General features: G+C 68.0%; 15 protein-coding genes. 12 read left to right on the forward strand and 3 right to left on the reverse strand.

Going from position 1 to position 21,917, the window contains the following annotated elements:
- Window positions 1-230: 230 nt before the first annotated feature.
- Genes ABE571_RS12845 through ABE571_RS12865 form a run of 5 tightly spaced genes read left to right on the forward strand, consistent with a single transcriptional unit; the run spans window position 231 to window position 7,965 of the window.
- A complete protein-coding gene (locus ABE571_RS12845) occupies window positions 231-2,897 on the forward strand; it encodes a TonB-dependent receptor (protein ID WP_346483279.1) in 2,667 nt (888 codons plus the stop codon).
- Window positions 2,898-2,928: 31 nt separating this feature from the next.
- Window positions 2,929-3,666: an SDR family oxidoreductase gene (locus tag ABE571_RS12850; RefSeq protein WP_206663131.1), complete on the forward strand. Its 738-nt coding sequence runs from the start codon at window positions 2,929-2,931 to the stop codon at window positions 3,664-3,666.
- Window positions 3,663-4,586 carry a 2-dehydro-3-deoxygalactonokinase gene (locus tag ABE571_RS12855; protein WP_313219588.1) on the forward strand — a complete coding sequence of 308 codons (924 nt, stop codon included), beginning with the start codon at window positions 3,663-3,665 and terminating at the stop codon, window positions 4,584-4,586. The genes ABE571_RS12850 and ABE571_RS12855 overlap by 4 nt, the downstream gene beginning before the upstream one ends.
- Complete coding sequence (locus ABE571_RS12860) at window positions 4,583-6,034, forward strand: 2-dehydro-3-deoxy-6-phosphogalactonate aldolase (RefSeq protein ID WP_346483277.1); 1,452 nt, start codon at window positions 4,583-4,585, stop codon at window positions 6,032-6,034. Before ABE571_RS12855 ends, ABE571_RS12860 begins: the two co-directional genes overlap by 4 nt.
- The gene (locus ABE571_RS12865) at window positions 6,031-7,965 is read left to right on the forward strand and encodes a sialate O-acetylesterase (protein ID WP_346483276.1); all 1,935 of its coding nucleotides are present in this window, start codon (window positions 6,031-6,033) and stop codon (window positions 7,963-7,965) included. Before ABE571_RS12860 ends, ABE571_RS12865 begins: the two co-directional genes overlap by 4 nt.
- A 103-nt stretch (window positions 7,966-8,068) precedes the next feature.
- Here the strand turns inward: ABE571_RS12865 and ABE571_RS12870 are convergent, their stop codons facing one another.
- Both ABE571_RS12870 and ABE571_RS12875 read right to left on the reverse strand, forming a co-directional pair.
- Window positions 8,069-9,289, reverse strand: coding sequence for a multifunctional CCA addition/repair protein (locus ABE571_RS12870; RefSeq protein ID WP_346493800.1), 1,221 nt, complete (start codon window positions 9,287-9,289; stop codon window positions 8,069-8,071).
- A gap of 55 nt (window positions 9,290-9,344) precedes the next feature.
- A complete protein-coding gene (locus ABE571_RS12875) occupies window positions 9,345-11,321 on the reverse strand; it encodes a transglycosylase SLT domain-containing protein (protein ID WP_346493801.1) in 1,977 nt (658 codons plus the stop codon).
- Window positions 11,322-11,495: 174 nt separating this feature from the next.
- On the opposite strand from ABE571_RS12875, the gene ABE571_RS12880 reads away from it, so the two are divergent.
- The 3 genes from ABE571_RS12880 (at window position 11,496) to ABE571_RS12890 (ending at window position 15,581) form a co-directional block, all read left to right on the forward strand.
- Entirely contained in the window at window positions 11,496-11,666 is a 171-nt protein-coding gene (locus ABE571_RS12880) for a hypothetical protein (RefSeq protein ID WP_167390394.1), read from the forward strand.
- A 199-nt stretch (window positions 11,667-11,865) separates the two neighbouring features.
- A complete protein-coding gene (locus ABE571_RS12885) occupies window positions 11,866-14,739 on the forward strand; it encodes a TonB-dependent receptor (RefSeq protein ID WP_346493802.1) in 2,874 nt (957 codons plus the stop codon).
- Between the two features lie 215 nt (window positions 14,740-14,954).
- Window positions 14,955-15,581, forward strand: coding sequence for a LysE family translocator (locus ABE571_RS12890; RefSeq protein WP_346493803.1), 627 nt, complete (start codon window positions 14,955-14,957; stop codon window positions 15,579-15,581).
- A gap of 162 nt (window positions 15,582-15,743) precedes the next feature.
- Here ABE571_RS12890 and fhuE read toward each other — a convergent pair whose 3' ends face one another.
- On the reverse strand, window positions 15,744-17,909 hold the full coding sequence (gene fhuE / locus ABE571_RS12895; protein ID WP_346493804.1) for a ferric-rhodotorulic acid/ferric-coprogen receptor FhuE: 2,166 nt from the start codon (window positions 17,907-17,909) through the stop codon (window positions 15,744-15,746).
- A gap of 428 nt (window positions 17,910-18,337) precedes the next feature.
- Here fhuE and ABE571_RS12900 point away from each other — a divergent pair, with 428 nt between their 5' ends.
- From ABE571_RS12900 to ABE571_RS12915, 4 genes are all read left to right on the forward strand, one after another.
- The gene (locus ABE571_RS12900) at window positions 18,338-18,817 is read left to right on the forward strand and encodes a VOC family protein (RefSeq protein ID WP_070471854.1); all 480 of its coding nucleotides are present in this window, start codon (window positions 18,338-18,340) and stop codon (window positions 18,815-18,817) included.
- Between the two features lie 103 nt (window positions 18,818-18,920).
- Window positions 18,921-19,772 carry an AraC family transcriptional regulator gene (locus ABE571_RS12905; RefSeq protein WP_313212696.1) on the forward strand — a complete coding sequence of 284 codons (852 nt, stop codon included), beginning with the start codon at window positions 18,921-18,923 and terminating at the stop codon, window positions 19,770-19,772.
- The gene (locus ABE571_RS12910; RefSeq protein WP_313212697.1) at window positions 19,763-20,851 is read left to right on the forward strand and encodes an alpha/beta fold hydrolase; all 1,089 of its coding nucleotides are present in this window, start codon (window positions 19,763-19,765) and stop codon (window positions 20,849-20,851) included. Before ABE571_RS12905 ends, ABE571_RS12910 begins: the two co-directional genes overlap by 10 nt.
- A 114-nt stretch (window positions 20,852-20,965) precedes the next feature.
- Window positions 20,966-21,844 (forward strand): EamA family transporter, encoded by an 879-nt coding sequence (locus ABE571_RS12915; RefSeq protein ID WP_313212698.1) that lies wholly within the window; start codon window positions 20,966-20,968, stop codon window positions 21,842-21,844.
- Window positions 21,845-21,917: the final 73 nt, after the last annotated feature.

A 21,917-nucleotide genomic window follows, 5' to 3' on the forward strand; every position in this document is an offset into this window, starting at 1 on the left:
GGGTCCTTGTTGAACTGTGTGTGCCGTGGATAGCAACACTATGGAAGGGAGGTTCCCGCACATGCCGCAAAGGAACCGTCATTCTTCGCTGCATTGCAGCGTGCGCGGCCAAAACATATTGCTATATTAGCTACACGCTGCCAAGCCGCAGCGCAGCAGCAACGACGGAAAAGCGCTGGATCCAGCCGGCAGTCCGGTCTGGGTCCCTACCTTGGGAGAGGGTCCGATCCATGCATCGTTTTCGACGTTCCACCTTGTTCATCGCCCTGGGCACCTGCCTGCTGGCGCCCGTGCTGGCAACGGCGCAGGACGCCGCCCCGGCCAGTCCCACCGCCGAACAGCAGGCGCAGACCCTGGACGCGGTCAGCGTCGTGGGCATCCGCGGCAGCCTGGAAGCCTCGCGGGATCTCAAACGTGACTCGGCGCAGATCGTCGACGCGATCGTGGCCGACGACATCGGCAAACTGCCCGACACCAACGTGGCCGAGTCACTCGGGCGCGTGGCCGGCGTGCAGCTCGAGCGCGGCATGGGCGAGGGCAGCGACATCCTGGTGCGCGGCCTGAAAGAAAACGTGCTGCTCTACAACGGCCGCCAGATCGTCGACGCCACCGGGCGCGGCGGCAACGGCCTGGACCAGTTGGCCACCTCCACCTACGGCCTGCTCTCGCTGGTGCCTTCCGAGCTGATCTCGCGTCTGGAGGTGACCAAGCTGGCTGGCGCCGACCAGCTCTCCGGTGGGCTGGGCGGCATCGTGGACATCCACACCCGCCAGCCGTTGTCCGGCGACAGCGACCAGAACGTAGTGAGCCTGGCCGGCACCTACGATGAAATGTCCGACGCGTGGGGGCACAACGCATTCGGGCTGATCTCACGGCGCAGCGACGACCGTCGCTTCGGTGCGCTGCTGTCGGCCACCTACGGTCGCCGCAACGTGGTGCAGCAGGGCCTGGACACCTTCTCCGGGTATGCCCGCTATACCGACCCCGCCGACCCTACCCGCACCCGCTTCGGCAGCACCGACATGCGTGCGCAGAACATCGACGATGACCGCACCAAGGTCGGCGTCAGCGCGGTGCTGCAATGGCGGCCGACCGACGGGGTGGAGCTCACCTGGGATACGTTCTATTCGCGCCAGAAGGCCGAGCGTGACCGCTACTGGATCGCCTTCAATCCCTCGGCGGGGTTGAGCAACGCGGTCTACTCCGACCACGACATCCTGCTGGCGGGGCGCTCCACCGGCACGGTGCTGCTCAATGCCGAATCGGCTGATATCGATTCGGACACGCTGTCCACCGCGCTGCGCGCCAGCTTCCGGGTCGGCGATCGCCTGGATGGTTCGGCCGAGCTGGACTGGGGCCGCTCCACCGCCAACTACAACCAGCGCTATATGCGCCTGGCGCCGATGGCCGGGCGCAGTTCGGTCACCGACTTCGACCTGCGCAGTGGCAGCTTCGGCAGCTTCAACGTCAGCGGCATCGACCTGACCGATCCGTCGCAGTGGCGCATGACCATCATGTTCGACAATGACTGGCGCGCACAGACCGACTCGCGCGCGCTGCGCACCGACTGGAGCCTGGCCTTCGGCGATGGCCCGTTGCGCTCGCTGGACTTCGGTGCACGCTTCAGCCGCCTGGAAAGCCTGCAGGATCCGCGCCGCGCCGATATCCGGCCGGTTGGCGGGGTGCCGGTCACGCAGATGGCGCCGTACATCCGCGTGTACAGCAACAACGACTTCCTGCCGGGCGAGTTCAGTGGTTTGCCGCGTGCCTACCTCGGGCCGTTCCGCAGCACCTTCGGGGGCTGTGAAAGCTTCACCACGCTGCCGCAGATCTCACAGAACGCGCAGTGCCTGGACCCGCGCAACAACGCGCTGGCCTACGCGGCCACCTTCAGCGTCGACGAGGATTTCCTGGAGGCCTACACCAAGCTCAACTGGGACACCGACGTGGCCGGCATGCCGCTGGGCGGCAACCTGGGCGTGCGCTTCGTCGGCCGCGACCTGACCTCGCGCGGCAACCTGATCAGCGGCAGCGGCGCATTGAGCCCCTCGCGGTTCGAGCGCGACGATCGCGAGGTGCTGCCCTCGGCGGTGGCCAAGCTGCAGATCACCGACAGCCTGATACTGCGCGGCGGCGCGGCCAAGGTGGTGGCCTTCCCCAACACCGAAGACCTCAACAACGGCGTCACCCTCAACAACAACGCGGTGTTCGACAGCAACGGCGTGCAGACCTCGCCGGGCACCGGCAGCGGCGGCGCCCCGGACCTGGATCCGTTCAAGGCCACCCAGTACGACCTGTCGCTGGAGTGGTACTACGGCGGCCAGGGGCTGCTGTCGGCCGGCCTGTTCTACAAGGATGTCTCCACCTTCATCGTGCAGCGCCAGAGCGCGGAGACCTACAACAACGTCAACTACCTGGTGCTGCGCAAGATCAACGGCGACAAGGCCAAGGTAAAGGGCGTGGAGCTGTTGGCGCAGGTGCCCTTCAGCGGCATGTTCGACGGCTTCGGGGTGGTCGCCACTTACACGTGGATCGATTCGGAAACCCCGATCACCGACATCAACGGCAGCGCGTTGACCTTCCCGGGCCTGTCCAAGAACAACGCCAACCTGATCGGCTACTACGAGAACGGTCCGTTCGGCATCCGCGTGGCCTACAACTGGCGTGACGAATACCTGGTCGGCCTGTCGGCCGCGTCCACCGGCATCTACAACGACACCTACAAGGATCTGTCGGCATCGATGAGCTACGATTTCAGCGACCGCCTGTCCCTGAAGGTGGAAGGCAACAACCTGTTGGACAGCGAGCAGCGCACCTTCGATGGCTATGCCGAAGGGCTGCGCACCAACGTGGTATTCGGCCGGTCCTACAAGGCCAGCCTGACCTACCGGTTCTGAGCATGGATCTTCTGGAAGGAAAGGGCAGGGCATGAGCGATACGGCAATGCACGGGCGCGTGGCGCTGGTGACCGGCGCGGCCAGTGGCATCGGCGCGGCGGTGGTGGCGCGGTTGCGTGCAGACGGCGCCACGGTGGCCACGCTGGACCAGGTGGCCAGCGACGGCGGGCAGGCCAGCGCGATCGCCGACCTGCGGTCGGCCGAGGCGGTCACCGCCGCGATCGGGCAGCTGCGTGCTGCGGTGGGTCCGTTTGATGCCCTGGTGCATTGCGCCGGCATCTGCCCGGCCGGTGGCACCCTGGCACACGACGATGCGGTGTGGCTGGATGTGTACTCGGTCAACGTGCTGGGCGCGCTGCGGGTGATCCGGCAGGTGGTGCCGGACATGCGCGGTCGCGATGGCAGCATCGTGCTGGTGTCGTCGATCAACGCCCGCTTCGCCACGCCCGGATTGGCGGCCTACGCGGCCTCCAAGGCCGCACTGGAGGAACTGGCGCGCACCGCCGCGCTGGAGTTTGCGGCCGATGGCATCCGGGTCAATACCATCGCCCCGGCGTCGGTGGATACGCCGATGTTGCAGGCCTCGTTCGCACGCGCCGCCGACCCGGCTGGCGCCCGCCACGCCAACGTGCAGCGACATCCGCTGGGGCGCCTGGGCACGCCGGCCGATGCGGCCGAGCTGGCGCTGTTCCTTGCGTCACCGCGCAGCAGCTGGATCACCGGCGCGGTGTTTCCCCTGGACGGTGGCGCAGGAGTGACCCGGCAATGAGTGAGGCAGCCACGCCGTACATCATCGGCATCAACTGGGGCAGCACCAATTTCCGCGCGTTCCGCATCGGCCACGACGGCCAGGTGACCGGCGCGATCGAACAGCCGCGCGGCATTGCGGGGCTGGAGCGGGCACAGATGCAGGCGCTGCTGGAGGATGTGGTGGCGCAGTGGCCGCAGGCCACGCGCATCTACGCCAGCGGCATGGTGGGCTCCAACATCGGCTGGAGCGATGCGGGCTATGTGGAATGTCCGGCCACGCTGGACGCGTTGGCCGGCCAACTGCACCCGGTCCAGATAGGGGCGCATGCCGTGGCGATCGTGCCCGGCCTGGCCTGTCGGCGGCCGGACGGCGCGCCGGACATCATGCGCGGCGAGGAAACCGAATTGCTCGGCCTGGTCGCCGCCGGTGCGGTGCCCGACACCGGCGTGGTCGCGCTGCCGGGCACGCACAGCAAATGGGTGCAGCTGGAGGGCGGCACGGTGGTGGCCTTCATGACCGCGATGTCCGGTGAAATATTCGATCGCCTCACCGCCGCCGGCCTGCTTGCCTCGGTGGTCGATGGGCCGGCGCACGACGGGGCGGCCTTCATCGATGGCCTGCATGCCGCGCACGACGGCGGCATGGGCTTGGGTACGTTGCTGTTTGGTGCGCGGGCGAAGGTGATCCGCGGCGACCTGCCGCGGCGTGATGGCGCGGCCTATCTGCGCGGGCTGCTGATCGGCGCCGAGCTGTCCGATGTGCGCCGGCAGTGGCCAAAGGCCCTGCACGCCGTGCCGCTGGTGGGGGCCGCCCCGGTTTGCGCGTTGTATGCACGCGCATTGGTCGAACTGGGCGGCGGCAGCCGCTCCATTGCCTCGCAGGACGCCTCCACCCGCGGCTTCCTTGCATTGCATCAGGCAGCCGGAGCGTTGGCATGAACGACGAACACGCAGAAACATTCGACGCCGCGCTGGCGCGTACCGGCATCATCGCGATCCTGCGCGGCCTGCCCGGTGACGAGGCGATCGCGGTGGTCGAGGCGCTGTACGCCGCCGGCGTGCGGCTGGCCGAAGTGCCGTTGAACTCACCGGACCCGCTGCGCACCATCCGCACCCTGGTGGTACATTTCCAGGGGCGCATGCTGATCGGTGCGGGCACGGTGGTCAGCACCGCAGCGGTCGAGCAGTTGGCCGCCACCGGCTGCGCCTTCTGCGTGGCCCCCAACACCGATGCAGCGGTGATCGCCGCGTCGATCGCGCACGGCATGGTACCGGTGCCGGGGTTTGCCACGGCCTCCGAAGCCTTCGCCGCAATCGCCGCCGGTGCGCGCCATCTGAAGGCGTTCCCGGCCAACGGTGCGCAGCCGCGCCTGCAGGCGTTGTCGGCGGTGTTGCCGGGCGGGGTTACCTTGATCGCCGTCGGCGGCGTCGCTCCCGCGCAGGTTGCTGAGTTCCGCGAGGCCGGGGTAAGCGCCTTCGGCGTGGGCACCGACCTGTACCGGCCCGGCCGCAGTGCCGAGGCGGTGGGGGAGCGTGCCTCCCGCTGGATGCACGCCGTGCAGGCGGCGGCACCGGCGCGCGCTACCCTGGTGTGCGACGCGCGCACCACCGTGGGCGAATCGCCCGTGTTCGGTGCCGACGGTGTCCTGCGATGGGTCGATCCGACTGCGCCCTGCCTATTGCGTTGGGACGGGACCCAGTGCGAACGGGTGCCGCTGTCCGAGCCGGTCTGGTCGCTGGCCATGGCCGACGGCACGCTGGTGGGCAACGGCGAGACGCACTTTGTCGCGTTTGCACCCGACGGGCCGCTGCAGGCGGGCCCGGAAGTGGACGTGGGCGCAGGGTGCCGGCTCAATGATCTGGTCACCGACAGCCGCGGCGGGTTGTGGGGCGGGTCGATGCATCGAGGCCTGCTCACTGGACGCGGCGCACTGTTCCATGCGCCGGCCGTGGATGCGCCGGCGCGGCGCGTGGCCGACGGCCTGGGCGTGGCCAACGGCATGGCGTTCTCGGCTGACGAAACCACCCTGTTCGTGATCGACACCTTGGCCCGCACCCTGCTCGCCTACCCGGCCGATGTGGTGGCAGGCACGTTGGGCGAGCCGAAGGTGGTCACCGATTTCCTGGGCGTGCCGGGCAAGCCCGACGGCATGGCGATGGCGCGCGATGGCCACCTGTGGGTGGCGATGTGGGGCGGCCATTCGGTGGTGGAGTTGGCCGCCAACGGCGCCGTCCTGCGCACGCTCGCGGTACCGGCGCCGCACGTGGGCAGCCTGTGCTTCGCGCCCGACGGACGGCTGTTCATCACCACCGCGCGTGCACGACTGGGCGAGCAGGCGTTGGCGCAGTGGCCCGGTTCCGGCGGATTGTTCGCGGTCCAGCCGTGAGCCTGCAGCGGCCTGCCGGGCCGGTCGGCGTGCTGCTGATTGCGTTTTTTGCGGTGGCGGCGACCTACGCAGCGCCAGCCCTGCTGGACGCGCCGTTCACCGACCACATGGTGGTGCAGCGCGACCGCCCGATTGCCGTATGGGGCGCGGCGGCACCGGGCGCACGGGTGGACCTGCAGCTGGCCGGGCATGCGCAACGCGTGCGCGCCGATCGCAGCGGCCGCTGGCAGGCGACCCTGCCCGCGTTGCCGGCCGGCGGCCCGCATGTGTTGAACGTGGCCTCGCAGGGGCGGCAGCAGCGCGTGGATGACGTGCTCATCGGTGACGTGTGGCTGTGCAGTGGCCAATCCAACATGGCCCTGCCGGTGGAGCGCACGCTGGATGCCCGCGCCGAACTGGCGGCGGCCACCCACGATCGCATCCGCCTGCTGCAGATTCCGGCCCAGGACAGCGCGGTGCCGACGCAGCGCTTCGCCGATGCACCGCAGTGGCAGGCCGCCACGCCCGACACCGTGCGGGGGTTTTCGGCCACGTGTTACTACTTTGCGCGCGCGCTTCAACGCGACGTGGATGTGCCGATGGGGCTGGTCAATGCGTCGTGGAACGGGTCGCGCATCGAGGCCTGGACACGCGCCGATGCGCTGCGCCGGGTCGATGGGCAGGCGCCGGCCCTGGCCGTGCTGGACCAGTACGCGCAGGACCCGGCGGCGGCACTGGTGGCCTGGGGTGCGCAGTGGGAACAGGCCTGGCAGCGCGATAGTGCCGATATGCGCCAGCCATGGCGCGTTGACGATACCGGTCCCTGGCAGAGGGCGTCCCCCACGACGGCGTGGGTTGCGCCGGCACTGGCCGACCACCTTGGCATGGGCTGGTACCGCACCACGCTGCAGCTCGACGCCGCGCAGGCCGGGCAGCCCAGCGTGCTGGAGTTGGGGCGGATCGACGAACTGGACACCACCTGGATCAACGGTCGCATCGTGGGCAGCAGCTTCGGTGCCGGGCTGGCGCGACGCTATGTGCTGCCGGCCGGCACGCTGCACGCCGGTGCGAACACGCTGGTGGTCAACGTGCTCAACACGTATCGCGAAGGAGGCCTGCCGGCGGAGCCGCGCGCACTGCGGTTGGCTGACAGGTCACGCCTGCCGCTTGCCGGCCCGTGGGACTACCAGACAGTACCGGCAGCCCAGCGCATGCCACCGACCGCGCCGTGGCTGTCGTCGTGGGGCATGGGCACCCTCCACAACGGCATGGTGTCGCCGCTGGCCGGGTATGGCCTGCGGGGCGCGCTGTGGTACCAGGGGGAATCCAATACGTTCGAGGCTGGGGCCTATGCCGCGAAATTGGCCGCCTATCGTGCCAGCCTGCGCGCCAGCTTCGGCAGCGCGCTGCCGCTGCTGGTAGTGCAGCTGTCCGGCTTCGGCCCGGCGCCGCTGCAACCAGAGGCCAGCGACTGGGCGCAACTGCGGGAGGCGCAGCGCAGGGTCGTGGCGACCGATCCGCACGCGGCGCTGGTGGTGGCGCTGGATATCGGCGAGCACGACGACCTGCACCCGGCCAACAAGCAGGCAGTGGGGCAACGCCTGGCGCGTGCCGCGCTTCATCTGGCCTACGCCGATCCTGCGCCAGCGTCCGGGCCGGTGCCGGTGCAGGCACGCCGCGATGGCAACGGCGTGCGTGTTGCCTTTGCCGACATCGAGAGCGGACTGGTCGCTCACGGAGGACTGTCGCCGGTCGGTTTTGAACTCTGCGGGGATACCCAGGCCAGCTGCCGCTACGCGCAGGCGCATATAGACGGCAACGACGTGGTGCTTGAGGCCGACGGCGCAGGGCAGGCTACCCGGGTCCGGTATGGATGGGCGGGCAGCCCGGTCATTACGCTCTACGACCGCAACGGCTTGCCCGCCGGGCCGTTCGAGGTGCCCATCCGGTAGCGCCCGCGTTGCATATGGCCTTGAGAAGATAACCCTCTTTGATGTGCTCGAACGGTTTCTGCAACCGCCGTGGCGTGTCGCCGCAGCCGGCTGATCCCGTAGGTCAACGCACCGCCGCAATCGCCCGCGTACGCGCTTTGGCCAGCGCTTCACCCACCGCCGGTCCCTTCAGGTGGGTGAGGTCCAGGTCGCGCGCCTGGACCGCCAGCGCCGCCTGGTGCAGGCGGGTGAGCGTGGTGCCCTGCGGGTAGTCGCTGTCCTCGAAGCCCAGTCGGCCGCGCTTGTCGGCCTCGCAGCACAGCGCGATCTGCGCGATCCGCTCCGGGCGACGGAAGCCGTCGCACCGGGCCAGCAGCTCCAGCACGGTGGCATCGCGCAATTCGTCGATGCGGTGCACGTTGAGATGATCGCGGCAGACCGCTTCGGCCAACTGGCGGTGATCGACCGGCACTTTCAGGCGCTCGGCCAGGGCACGCAGCGGGGCCACCCCGCGCTGCTCATGCATGATGTGGCGCGGCCATTCCTCTGGCGGGGTCAGGCCCTTGCCGAGGTCGTGGGTCAGCGCGGCGAAGCCGATCAGGTCATCGCCCGGGGCCAGCTGCGCGGCCATGTCGCTGACCATTTCCTGGTGCACGCCGGTATCCACTTCGGGGTGGAACTCCGCGCGCTGCGGCACGCCATACAGTGCTTCCAGCTCCGGCAGGATCGGGCCCAGTGCATGGGCATCATGCAGCGTGCGCAGGAAGGCGGATGGCCGCGCGGAGGCGAGGGCGCGTCGCAGCTCCTGCCAGACACGCTCGGGCACCAGTGCCTCAAGCTCACCGCTGGCGGCGATCTGCTGCATCAGGGCCATCGTCTCCTCGGCCACGGTGAAGCCGGCTGGGGCAAAGCGCGCCATGAAGCGGGCCGCACGCAGCACGCGCAGCGGATCTTCGATGAAGGCCGGACCGACGTGGCGCAGCACGCGTTGCTCGATATCCCGCACGCCGCCATACGGATCCACCAACGTGCCGGTGGCCTCATCGCAGGCGATCGCGTTGATGGTGAAGTCGCGGCGCTGCAGGTCTTCTTCCAGCGTCACCGACGGGTCGGCATCGACCACGAAACCGCGGTAGCCGCGCCCGGATTTGCGCTCGGTGCGGGCCAGTGCGTATTCCTCGCCGGTGTCCGGATGCAGGAACACCGGGAAATCACGGCCCACGGCCTTGTAGCCCTGCGCTTCCATCTCCGTCTGGGTGGCGCCCACCACTACCCAATCGCGGTCACCGGGGGGCTGCTGCAACAGGCGGTCGCGTACGGCGCCGCCAACAAGATAGATCTTCATGCGCCCATGATGCCGCAGTGGGCCAAGGCGACGCCAACCGGCATACCGGGGCCGGTCAGTCGCCGCCCTTGTCTGCGTTGGCCGCGCAGGCGAAGGTCTTGCGCTTGACCTGCAGGCGGCCGTTCATGCGATCGGTCACCGGCAGCGCGTCGCCGTTCAAGCGCCAGTCGTAGATCACGCTGAAGGCCAGGATGCGCGCGACGTACTCACGGGTTTCCTTGTAGCTGATCGTCTCGATCCAGATGTCCGGATCGAACCCTGGGCGCTGCGACTGCCAGCGGGCGGTCGGGGTCGGGCCGGCGTTGTAGGCGGCAATCGTGACGTAGGGCAGGCCCTCGTACTTGTTCATCAGCTGGCGCAGGTAGGCCGTGCCGATGGCAATGTTGGTGTCGGGGTCGTAGAGGCTGGCGGCGCCGCCGTAGTTGGTCAGGCCGATCGATTTGGCCACGGCCGCGCCGGTGGTGGGCAGGACCTGCATCAGGCCCATGGCGTTGGCCGGCGAGCGGGCCTTCGGGTTGAAGATGCTCTCGGCACGGATCTCCGCGGCGACCCAGGCCGGGTCGATGGCATTGCGTGCGGACTCGCGGCGGATGCTGTCGTCGTGGTGCAGGGGGAAGCGCAGCGAGTACAGGCGCTGCTCGTCCGGGGTCTTGCCGAGCGAGAACACCGCACGGTCGAACCAGCCGTTGTCGCGGGCCACTTCCACGGCGAGACGACGCTGCGTGTTGTCATAGCGGCTCAGCGCATCGTTCCACTCGGCCACGGCCCAGCCGGCACGTTCGATCTTGAACAGTTCCATCGCCCGCACGATCGCCGGGTCCCGCGCGACCGCCGCCTGCGCCTGGGCGCTGTCGTTGGGTTCCCACGGGCACAGCGTGTAGTTCTGGCCGAGCTGGTCGGCGGCCAGGAAGCCATGGAAGGTGGCCGCACGGGCCGCCTCACGGAAGGCCGCCTGCGCTTCGCTGCGTTTGCCGGTCTTGTCCAGCATGCGCGCTTCGAAATAACGCCAGCGCGAGTCGGCCCGCTGGGTGGGGCCCATCTTGCGGATGGCGGTCAGTGCGGCTGGCCAGTCGCCGCGCGACAGCGCTTCGCGCGTGCGCCATTCGTGCAGGCGCTCGTCGTACGCCGATTCGGGCACCGCATTGAGGCGACGGGCGGAGTCGGGACCGTACGAGGCGACCGTCCACAACGCGATCTGGTACAGCACCTGCGCGCGCTGCGCGGCGCTCAGCTGCAGGGCGTCGGCGTACTGCGGCAACTGCTGTTCGGTGGCTCCGGGATCGGCCTTGGCCAGCTTGGCCAGGCCATCGGTGGCGATGCGCCGGCTGCGCTCATTGCGTGGCCAGTTCAACGCGCTGGCGTTGGGCTTGTCGACGAAGGCGGCATAGGTGTTGGCCAATGCCAGGTCGGCAGCGGGCAGGCCGCGCGCGGCGCTGCGCATCACCGCCGGCTGCTGCTCATCGGCAGCGGCATCGATGCGCGCCCAGCGCAGTTCGGCGTTCATGCCGCCCTTGGCGTCCAGCACCGCGAACACCGGATCGCAGGCATCGGGCAGCGATTTGCCGGTACTGCGCCAGATCGCCTGCGCCTCGCTGACCCACTGCGCATCGGCCTTGCCGGTAGCCTGGCGTGCGTTGAGCTGGGCGCAGCGCAGGCCGACGTTGGTCGTGTCGGTCCAGTTGGCGAGCAGCGTCGGCCAATCCTGGCGCCGCGCCACCGCGGGCAGCCATACGTTGCGGAAGCTGGTGGCCACCGCCTGGCCGTTGTAGCGCTTCAGGAAATCCTGCGCCTGCACGTTGCTGACGGTATCGATGTTGCGCCGCAGGTTGGCGAATTCGACCCAGCCATACAGCGGGTGCCTGCTCAGTGCCGCCGCCTGGGCAGGATCGAACTGGCCGCGCTCGGCATTGTCGATCACGGCCTTGAGCTGCGCGCGCTGGGCATCCAGGTTCTGGGCATCGGCCACCGGGCTGACCCCGGTGCAGGCCAGCAGGAAGGTCGCGCTGAAGAAATACAGGGGAAGTCGAGTCATGCCGGAAAGCATAACGGCGCGGGGTGAAAGGGAGTGAGGGCAAGCCGACTCGAGGATGAACAGCTGCCGCTTAGGCGCGCCATTCGCATCACCGTTCCATCGCTCCACGGGTGACCACGGACGTGGGAAGCACGTGCCGATCGCGATCCCACCGCATCATGGGCGGTGTAGCACGTGGATGCCCGTGCGGGCGACGTTCAACGGCTGCGCACTGAAGCCGATTCCGACGCGCTGGATGGCGCAAATGCCAAGGTTCCGGTCGCCACCCGAATCCTGGCATCAAGCGGATGGCGTTCGCGCAGCAGCGGCACGACGCCCGCCTTGGATGCCTTCAACGACCCTTGAAAACAGCGACATTTGCGTTCCTACGCGTCGCACGGGAGCTGCCTCCATAGCTGGACCCTGCGCAGTCGGTTTTGTCGAATTCCCGTGAAAGCGAGGCGCACGTCACTCCTTCACATTTACAGGTTGTTTACAAAGGAGACGCTGCCGCCATGCAGGGGGCGCGGCAGCCCAGCCCGACATTCCTTTGGAGAGAGAGCGAATGAACAACCTGCATCACCGCCCGCTGGCGGTTGCCGTATCCGTGTGCCTGTTGCTGGCTGCGCCGGCCTTGGCCAGCGCGCAGGACGCGCCCCGCAGCACGACCGATCTGGACCGGGTGGAAGTGACCGGCAGCCGCATCAAGCGGGCCGAGGTGGAAGGGCAGGTGCCGATCCAGACCCTCACCCGCACCGAGATCGAACGTACCGGCCTGACCTCGATCGGCGATGTGCTGCAGCAGCTGACCGGCTCCGGTTCGGCGCTCAATGCGAAGTTCAATTCCTCGGGCAACTTCGGCTTCCCGCCAGATGGCAGCGGTGTGGGTGCGGGCTCGGCCCAGGTCGATCTGCGTCACCTGGGTGCCAAGCGGGTGCTGGTGCTGGTCGACGGCATCCGCTGGGTCAACGAATCCTCCGCCTCCGGCGTGGGCGCGGCGACAGACTTGAACACCATCCCGCTGGCCATCGTCGAGCGCATCGAAGTACTCGAAGACGGCGCGTCGTCGCTGTACGGCTCCGACGCCATCGCCGGTGTGGTCAACATCATCACCCGCCGCGAATTCGACGGCGCGCAGGTGACGATGAACTACGGCGAATACACCAAGGGCGATGGCACCCAGAAGGGCGTGGACCTGGCCTGGGGCACCAGCGGTGACCGCTACAGCCTGTTCCTGGGCGCGAGCTGGACCAAGCAGGACCCGGTGTATGCACGGGACCGCGAACAGTCGCGCTTCCCGATTCCGGGTACCGGGCTGGCCTTCGGCAGTGGCGGCATTCCGCAGGGGCGGTTCAAAATCATCGACCCCACTTCCGGATTGTTGCAGGACATCGTGCCCAATACCGGGGTGAGCAACCCACGTTACGACGGCAGTGCCGGCTGCACCCGCAGCGATGATTACCACTGCTTCACTTCCGCCGACCGCTTCAACTTCGCCGACTACAACATGGTGCTCACTCCGTCCGAGCGGAAGGGTATCTTCGGGCAGTTCCGTTTCGACCTCACCGATGACATCCAGTGGTACATCAAGGCACTGGGCAATCGCCGCGAATCCACCAACCAGGCCGCACCCGAGCCGCTGTTCTTCGGCCCCGATGGCGCCACCGGCAATCCGCTGGCGGACAATATCGTGGTTTCCGGGCTCAACCCGTACAACCCGTTCGGCTTCGATCTGGTTGCATCGGACAATATGATCTTGATCGGCCGCCGCCCGGTGGAAGGCGGCGCGCGCGTATACGAGCAGGAGGTCAACACCCAGTACTTCGCCACCGGGCTGGTGGGCCAGTTCCAGGCCGCGGATCGCAGCTGGTTCTGGGACCTCAACGGCATGTACAGCAAGAACAAGGCCGAGCAGACCAACTATGGCAGCTACGACATCTACAAGGTCAACATGGCGCTGGGGGAGCCGGCCATCTGCGCGGCCACGCCGGGCTGCGTACCGCTGAACATCTTCGGTGGGGTCGGCTCGATCACCCCGGAGATGCTGCGCTGGATCCAGCCGGTGGTCCGTGACCGCAGCCAGAACGAGCTGAGCCTGTTCACCGCCAACCTGAGCAGTGAGCTGTTCACCCTGCCGGCCGGCCCGGTCTCGTTCGCCACTGGCTATGAGTACCGCAAGTACGAGGGCCGCTACGATCCGGATCCGCTGACGGTGATCGGTCACTACAACGGCGTGCCGTCACTGCCGACCTCCGGTTCCTACGATGTCAACGAGGCCTACCTGGAGTTGAGCGTGCCGATCTTCGCCAAGAGCGCGCTCGGCGAAAAGCTCGACCTGAGCCTGGCGGGGCGCTACTCGGATTACTCCACCTTCGGCGGCGAATTCACCCCGAAGTACGGCCTGCGCTGGCAGGTGACCAACGACTTCGTGCTGCGCACCAGCTATGCCGAAGGCTTCCGCGCGCCGTCGATCGGCGAGCTGTACGGCTCGGCCGCGCGTGCCGACCTGCAGCTGTTCGATCCCTGCTCGGTCGGGCTGGGCGGCACGCCGCCGCGTGGCAGCGCGGCCAACTGTGCGGCGCTTGGCGTGCCGGGCGGCTTCCAGCAGGCCAACTCGCAGATATCGGTCACCACCGGCGGCAACGCCGAGCTGGATCCGGAGCGTTCGCGCAGCTTCAGTGCCGGCTTCGTGTGGAGTCCGTGGTTTGGCAGCAATGCGTCGTGGTCGGAGCGCTTCGATGTCGAGGTGACGTTCTACCGCCACCACATCGAAGGCGCGATCCAGGCGATCAACGCGCAGACCCAGCTCGACCTGTGCGTGGACACGCTGGACCCGCTGTACTGCAGTGGCATCACCCGCGCCTCGACCGGTGCGGTCAGCAGCTTCAACAACCGGCTGACCAACCTGGGCTCGATCAAGACCGATGGCTGGGACGTGGATCTGTTCTGGACCCTGCCGCAGACGGAGATCGGGCAGTTCAAGCTCGGTTGGCAGAACACCTTCGTCGGCCGCTATGAGGCATTGGGGGCAGCCGGCCAGAAGCAGCCGCAGGAGCCGGGTGTGGAAGTGGCCGACAGCTCGATCCCGGAGTGGACCAGCAATGCCACGTTGAGCTGGAACCTGTCCAACTGGAACGCCTCCTGGACGGTGCGCCACATCTCCAAACTCACCGAGGAGTGCGGCGATGTGGCCGCCTTCCCGATCTGCAGCAACCAGGCCGAAGGCACCAACGAACTATCGGCCACCACCTTCCACGACATGCAGGTGGGCTACAAGGTCGACTGGATGAAGGGTCTGCAACTCAGCGCCGGCCTGAACAACGTGTTCGACAAGGATCCGCCGATCTGCCTGTCGTGCTCGCTCAACGGCTATGACGCGTCCACCTACGACATTCCGCGCGGGCGCTACTGGTACGTGCGCGCGGACCTGCGGTTCTGATCGCGGGCTGATGCGCAGGTGATGCACCGGGGCGCCATCAGGGCGCCCCGGTGCCGGCTTGCAGCAGTACCGGTCAGGCACCGCTGCGTGCAGGGACGGACAAACGCGTTGCGCACACCGGCCACCGCGCGTGCCTGGCATGCCGGTGCTGTCTGCGTCAGGCATCATGGGGAGCCGGCCAGCGGCCGGCACTACCTCTCTTGAACGGCATTGCCATGAACCTGCATACCTGGTGGATCTTCGCCGTCACCGTGTTCGTCCTGTGCGGCACGCCCGGCCCGAACATGCTGCACGTGATGACCCGCAGCGTGCGCGTGGGTTTCCGTCGCAGTATCGCCGCCATGGCCGGCTGCCTGACCGCGCTGGTACTGGCCCTGGCGATCTCCGCCGCCGGGCTGGGCGCGGTGCTCAAGGCCTCGCCGGTGGTGTTCGACGTGCTGCGCTACGCGGGCGTGGCGTACCTGGTGTACCTGGGGATCAAGGCCTGGCGCGGCGGTGATGCGCCGATCGACGTCGGCAGCACCACGGCGCTGGTGCCCAGTTCACGCACCGTGCTGTTCCGCGATGGATTCATCATCGGCATCAGCAACCCCAAGTTGCTGCTCTTCGCCTCGGCGTTCCTGCCGCAGTTCGTTGATCTCACCCAGCCGCAGCTGCCGCAGTTCGTGATCCTGGTGGGCACCTTCGCGGTGATGGAGATGTTCTGGTACACGGTGTATGCCGCCGGTGGCCGCGGGCTGGCCGGTCATCTGGCCAAGCCGGGGCTGCGCAAGGTGTTCGACCGTGTGGTCGGCACGATCTTCATCGGGTTTGGACTGGCGCTGCTGCGTGCCAGGCCGTGATGATCTGGCGCAGCGCGCGCGGCGTTGAGGTAGTGCCGGCCGCTGGCCGGCACTACCGAGGTCTGGCCGTGCGGCGCCGCGCGGCCGTTGCGCATCGTGCAAAACGCAGAGAGCCGGGCAATGCCCGGCTCTCCTTGGTGACGCGCTGCGATCAATGACCGATCAGAACGACCAGGTGAACGTCAGGCCACCATTGCGGCCATCACCGTACGCGCCGTACCCGTTGATCTGCGAGAAGTACGTCTTGTCCAGCAGGTTGTTGAGGTTGGCCTGCACGCTGAACGCCGGCGAGATGCGGTAGCGCACGAACGCGCTGACCAGCGCATAGCCACCCTGCTCGATACGGCCATAGGCCGGCACCGGATAGTAGATGCCGTTCTGCCAGTTGGCCCCGCCACCGACCGTCAGCGCGCTCAGCGACTGCGGGGTGTAGCTGGTGAACAGCTTGATGGTGGTCTGCGGCAGGTTGGTGTTGATGTCCGCATCGTTGATGTCCTTGGCCACGTAGCGCGAGGCACCGAGGGTCGCGTTCCAGCCCGGCGCGAGTTCGCCGTTGAGCTCGAACTCGAACCCACGGCTCACCGTGCCGCGTGCGGCGATGTAGGCGAACTCACCCGGGCGGCTGGGGATCAGCTCGCTGGTGACCTGTGCGACGTTGTCCTGCTCGATGCGGAACGCAGCGACGGAGGCGTTCAGGCGATTGTCGAACCAGGCCCCCTTGACGCCGATTTCGTAGCTCTTGCCGTCCACCGGATCGAGGTAGCTGCCGCTGCGGTCGCGCGCCGTCTGCGGCTGGAAGATCTCGGTATAGCTGGCGTAGGTGGAGTAGGTGTCGTTGATGTCGAACACCAGGCCGGCGTACGGAGTGGTGACCTTGTGCGAACGGTCATCGCCTTCACCTTCGCTCTTCCAGTCGGTGTAGCGCGCGCCCAGGATGAGCTTGAGCGCATCGGCCAGCGACAGGCGGGTGGCGACGTAGCCGGCTTTCTGGGTGATGGTGCCTTCGCTCTGCAGCGGCAGGGTGCCGACCCAGTTCGGTTCGGGGAAATCCGCCACACCGGACAGATAGTTGTCCAGCGGCGCCCAGCCCATCTGGTAGTCGCCGTAGTTGGCGAACTCGCGCTTGTTGTAGCTCAGGCCGGCCATGAACTGGTGCTCGCGACCGAACAGCTGGAACGGACCTTCCACGAAGCCGTCCACCGCATTGACCTTGCGCTCGGTGTTGTAGAACCCTGCCGAGGGCGTAACGCCGGCACCGGTGGTCTTGTCCAGCAGCGATGCACCGCTGGTCCAGTCGTTGTAGGCCGGGTAGAACAACTTGTCATCGGCCTTGGTCGTGTCGTGCGTTGCGCCGAGCTTGACCTTCCAGTCGTTCGCGAACGCATGCTCCAGCGTGGCGAACAGGCGCTTGCTGGTGGTATCCCAGTAGGTCCAGCGCGGGTTGGCGCTGAAGGACGCATCGAACGGGGTCGGGCTGCCATCGGAGAACAGCATCGGGAAGCCACCCCAGGTCGCGCCGTTCGCGCGCTTCTGCTGGTAGTCGTAGCCCACGCTCAGCTGGGTGTCCGGGGTCAGGTCGGCATCGATCACCGCATAGCCCAGCGTCTTGTGCTGGTCGTAGCGGTCCATCTGCGATTCGGTATCCAGGTAGCTGCCGATCACGCGCGCGCGCACCGAGCCGCTGGCGTTCAGCGGGGTGGTTACATCCACCGTGCTGCGGGTGCGGCCCCAGCTGCCGACATTGACCGACACGTTGCCGGTCAGTTCGGCGCTGTCGGCGTGCTTGCGGATCAGGTTCACCGAGGCAGACGGGTTGCCGGCGCCGCTCAGCAGGCCGGTGGCGCCACGGACCACTTCCACGCGGTCATACAGGGCCAGGTCCAGGCCGGAATCGCCGTAGCTCCAGTTCTGCACCATCTGGGTCGGCAGGCCGTCGAACTGGTAGCTGTCGATGTAGAAACCGCGCGCATAGAACTCGGTGCGCTCGGTATCGGACTGGGTGCTGCTCACACCGGTGGTGTTGGCCAGCACGTCGATGATGTCATCAAGGTTCTGATCTTCGATGCGCTGGTGGCTGATGATGCTGACCGACTGCGGGATCTCGCGCGGGGCCAGATCGAAGCGGGTGCCGGCCGAGGTCCGGCGGACCGAATAGCCTTCGGCGCGCTCGCCCTTGACCACGATCTTGTCCAGGGTGGTGGCGTCAGGAGTCGCATCCTGCGCGAACGCAGGCGCAACGGCGAGGGCGCACAGCGCCACCATCAAGGCCTGCGGCAGCGGGCGACGGTGCATCGACGGGCGGGACAGCACGTGGGCGGAGCGGGTCATCGGCGTTTCCAGAAAGGCGGCAACGGGCAAGGCCGGCGTCCTGGGTGGCCTGCGGCGGAGCGGGTGGGGGCAGGAAGCGGCTGGCGGGGGCGGTGACCCGGCGCGGGCTCGATAACTGTTCACGGGTACGCATCCCTTGCGCGACCCGGATCACACTATGGTAATAGCAATGATTCGCATCATCAACCGCATCGGACATCGGCACCGATGCGCAAGGCCGGCGACTCCAGGCGCTCTCGTATTCATACTTCCCGCTGCCGAGTCCCCGCGGGCGCAGGCGCGCCTCGTGCGTCGCCGCAGCTACCCGCGCGCTGGGTTAACAGCCCCGTCGCTACCCTGAGCCTGCGCTGGGTGGACAGCCTGAGCCTCCGCGCGATTCGGCGGCCCCGCGCAGGCCAGGCCGCCTTCCTCCGCTGCAGGAGATGCCCATGGTCAGCAAGAATACGATCTGCCTCTGGTTCGACGGTACCGCGCTGGACGCCGCCACCTTCTACGCCGCCACCTTCCCGGACAGCGCGGTGCACGCGGTGCATCACGCACCGGGCGACTTCCCCTCCGGCAAGCAGGGGGACGTACTCACCGTCGATTTCACCGTCGCCGGCATTCCCTGCCTCGGGCTCAACGGCGGACCGGCGTTCAAGCACAGCGAAGCCTTCTCCTTCCAGATCGCGACCGATGACCAGGCCGAGACCGACCGGCTCTGGAACGCGATCGTCGGCAACGGCGGCGAGGAAAGCGCCTGCGGCTGGTGCCGCGACAAGTGGGGCCTGTCCTGGCAGATCACCCCGCGGGTATTGACCGACGCGGTGACCAGCAAGGACCCCGCCGTGGCCCGGCGCGCGTTCGAGGCGATGATGACCATGCGCAGGATCGACGTGGCGGCCATCGAAGCGGCGGTGAGGGGCTGAGACAACAGGCGCGGCGCGTTGCAGCGGACAGCAAGAACGATCAAATGGCGCGGCGCGCGCTGGGTTACGCTGCGGTCCCGTTCATCGGCATGGATCTGGCGGTATGGGTGCGGCACGCAGGGCCCTGTGGTACATCGAAAGCCACTTCGCTGAAAACCCGTCGCTGGCCGATATCGCCGGCGTGGTGGGGCTGTCGCCGTTCCATCTCTCGCGGCTGTTCCAGCTCAGCACCGGGACCTCGGTGGTGCGCTATCTGCGAGGCCGCCGGCTGACCCACGCCGCGCACCAGCTGGCGGCCGGGGCCGATGGCATTCTCGAGGTGGCCATTGCTGCCGGCTACGCCTCACACGCGGCCTTTACCCGCGCATTTTCCGAGCAGTTCGGACGTTCGCCCGAGCAGGTGCGCGAGCAGGGGCTGGCCGGCATGGTGTTGGTCGAGGCATTGAAGCTGATCGATCCCTCGACACCCTGCACGATCGAACCCCATCGCGCGCACCGCGGTGCCCTGCGCGTGGCCGGCATCGGTGCACGCCATACCGCCGCGACCGTCGCATCGATTCCTTCGCAATGGCAGCGCCTGGACGAGGCGCATGGGTTGGGCGCGCAGATCGCCTACGGCGTGTGCGGCAACAATGACGCTGACGGCGGCTTTGACTACATCGCCGGCGTGGAGATCCCTGCCTCTGCGCCCGTGCCCGCTGGCTGGCAGGCGATCTCGATTGCGCCTCGCGAGTATCTGGTGGCCTGGCATGCCGGGCACATTTCCGCGATCCGCTCCACCTGGTTCTGGCTGTTGAATGACTATCTGCCGGCGTCCGGCCTGACCCTGGCCGACGCACCGGACCTGGAGCGCTACGACGCGCGCTTCGATGACCGCAGCGGCCACGGCGGGGTGGAGATCTGGCTGCCGCTGGCCGACACGTTGCACCTCAAGGAGATTGACCCATGCGAATGACCGCCCGTTGTTGTGCCGCGCTGCTGGCGCTGTGCCTGCCCCTGTTTGCCGCTGGGGCCGTGCCGCCCGTTGGCGAGCGGCACGGCGTTGCACATACGCCCAGTGCGGCCGTGCGCGATGCCGACCACCGCGACAACGTGCGCTACACCGTGTGGTATCCGGCCCAGCCCGATGCGCAGGAAACCGCGCTGACGATCGGCCCGCCGGGGGCGCCCTTGTTCGAGGTCGGTACGGCGGCCGCCGATGCCGCCATCGCCAAAGGACGCTGGCCGGTCCTGCTGCTCTCGCACGGCAACGGTGGCAGTGCCCGGATGATGGGCTGGTTCGGCACCGCGATGGCGCGGGCCGGATACGTGGTGATCGCCGTGGATCATCCCGGCAACAACGGGGTGGACCCGATGACCGAGGCCGGCAGCATCCTGATGTGGAACCGCGTGGATGACCTGGCTGCCGCGCTGGCCGCGGTGCAGGCCGACCCGGCGCTGGCCGCGGAGATCGATGCCACCCGGTTGGGCATCGCGGGCTATTCGGCCGGCGGGTTCACTGCCCTGGTCGCCGCGGGCGCACGCCCGGACGTGAAGCGGCTGCTGGCATTCTGCCGCGCATATCCCGCCGATGGGGTATGCGCCCCGCAGGCGGAGAACCCGGCGCTGACGCTTGCCCGCCGGATGGCGGCTGCAGACACACCGGAACTGGCCCCATGGGTGGCCAAGGCCGGTGAGGATCGCGCCATCCCAGGCGTGGACGCCGTGTTCCTGATTGCGCCGGCCATGGTGCAGGCCTTCGCCCCGGAGGAACTGGAGAAGGTCAGGCCGCCGGTCTCGATCATCGTCGGTGCAGCCGACACCGTGGCCTCGCCGGCCACCAACAGCGACGTGGCTGCCTCGGCACTTCCGAAGGCGACGCTGACCACCTTGCCGGCGGTGGGACACTACGACTTCCTGTCCAGCTGCACCGCTTTGGGCCAGACGCGCGTCGGCGCACTCTGCCAGGTGGCGGCCGACAAGCAGGCCACACACGGGGCCGCGATCACGGAAGCGACGGCATTGTTCGATGCTGCGCTGTCGGCCACGCGCTGACGCAGGTAGCTCCGCCCGGGCAACGTTCACGCCTTCCGAGCGCGGCACATCGAGGCCGCCGTCAGGGCCAGCAGCAAGGCGGCGTCGGCAGGCGATCCGCAATATCCTGTGCGCATGTCGACCTCCCGCCTCTCTACGTTCTTTCCCGCCCTGGCCGTGCTGGGCTCGGTCACCTCGCTGGCCGTCGGCACCTCGTATGCCAAACAGCTGTTCCCGCTGATCGGTGCGCAGGGCACCAGCGCACTGCGCGTGGGTTTCTCGGCGCTGGTGCTGCTGATGGTGTTCCGGCCGTGGCGCTGGACCACCTCGCGCGCGGATGCGGGGGCGATCTTCCGCTATGGCATCACGTTGGGGGTGATGAACCTGCTGTTCTACATGGCGCTGCGCACGATCCCGTTCGGTATCGCCGTGGCGATCGAATTCTGCGGGCCGCTGGCGGTGGCGATGTGGTCCTCGCGGCGGCCGGTCGATTTCGTCTGGGTCGGCTGCGCGCTGGTCGGGCTGTTGCTGCTGCTGCCGCTGGGCCATGGCGAGCCACTGGATCCGGCCGGGGTGATGTTCGCCCTGGGCGCGGCGGTGTGCTGGGCGATGTACATCATCTTCGGCAAGCGTGCCGGCCATCTGCCGGCCGGGCACACCGTCTCGCTGGGGCTGTGCGCGGCGGCGCTGGTGGTGGTGCCGGTCGGCGTGGCGCACGCGGGCATGGCGCTGCTGGATCCGAAGATCCTGCTGTTCGGGCTGGGCGTGGCGATCGTCTCCAGCGCGATCCCGATGTCGCTGGAGATGATGGCGCTCAAGCGATTGCCGAAGGAGACCTTCGGCATCCTGATCAGCATGGAGCCGGCGGTCGCCGCGCTGCTGGCGATGGGGTTGCTCGCCGAGCACCTGACCACGCTGCAGTGGGCAGCGATCGGCTGCACGGTGGTGGCCTCGGTGGGCAGTACGTTGACCGCGAAGCGAGCGGTGGTGCCGTTGCCCGGTGCGCCGGCGTAATCGCGCGCGATGGTATCGGTAGTGCCGGCCGCTGGCCGGCTCCTCATGGACCAACGGTGCTGCGGAGCCGGCC

This window comes from Stenotrophomonas sp. TWI273 (assembly GCF_039674765.1).
In the GTDB taxonomy this organism is placed as follows: domain Bacteria; phylum Pseudomonadota; class Gammaproteobacteria; order Xanthomonadales; family Xanthomonadaceae; genus Stenotrophomonas.

What these genes read in the sequence shown, in the direction of transcription:
- ABE571_RS12915 (WP_313212698.1), top strand. Translation starts at nt 20,966, where the DNA reads ATGTCGACCTCCCGCCTCTCTACGTTCTTTCCCGCCCTGGCCGTGCTG.
- ABE571_RS12850 (WP_206663131.1), top strand. Translation starts at nt 2,929, where the DNA reads ATGAGCGATACGGCAATGCACGGGCGCGTGGCGCTGGTGACCGGCGCG.
- ABE571_RS12890 (WP_346493803.1), top strand. Translation starts at nt 14,955, where the DNA reads ATGAACCTGCATACCTGGTGGATCTTCGCCGTCACCGTGTTCGTCCTG.
- ABE571_RS12885 (WP_346493802.1), top strand. Translation starts at nt 11,866, where the DNA reads ATGAACAACCTGCATCACCGCCCGCTGGCGGTTGCCGTATCCGTGTGC.
- ABE571_RS12900 (WP_070471854.1), top strand. Translation starts at nt 18,338, where the DNA reads ATGGTCAGCAAGAATACGATCTGCCTCTGGTTCGACGGTACCGCGCTG.
- ABE571_RS12855 (WP_313219588.1), top strand. Translation starts at nt 3,663, where the DNA reads ATGAGTGAGGCAGCCACGCCGTACATCATCGGCATCAACTGGGGCAGC.
- ABE571_RS12905 (WP_313212696.1), top strand. Translation starts at nt 18,921, where the DNA reads ATGGGTGCGGCACGCAGGGCCCTGTGGTACATCGAAAGCCACTTCGCT.
- ABE571_RS12860 (WP_346483277.1), top strand. Translation starts at nt 4,583, where the DNA reads ATGAACGACGAACACGCAGAAACATTCGACGCCGCGCTGGCGCGTACC.
- ABE571_RS12870 (WP_346493800.1), bottom strand. Translation starts at nt 9,289, where the DNA reads ATGAAGATCTATCTTGTTGGCGGCGCCGTACGCGACCGCCTGTTGCAG.
- ABE571_RS12910 (WP_313212697.1), top strand. Translation starts at nt 19,763, where the DNA reads ATGCGAATGACCGCCCGTTGTTGTGCCGCGCTGCTGGCGCTGTGCCTG.
- ABE571_RS12845 (WP_346483279.1), top strand. Translation starts at nt 231, where the DNA reads ATGCATCGTTTTCGACGTTCCACCTTGTTCATCGCCCTGGGCACCTGC.
- ABE571_RS12875 (WP_346493801.1), bottom strand. Translation starts at nt 11,321, where the DNA reads ATGACTCGACTTCCCCTGTATTTCTTCAGCGCGACCTTCCTGCTGGCC.
- fhuE (WP_346493804.1), bottom strand. Translation starts at nt 17,909, where the DNA reads ATGACCCGCTCCGCCCACGTGCTGTCCCGCCCGTCGATGCACCGTCGC.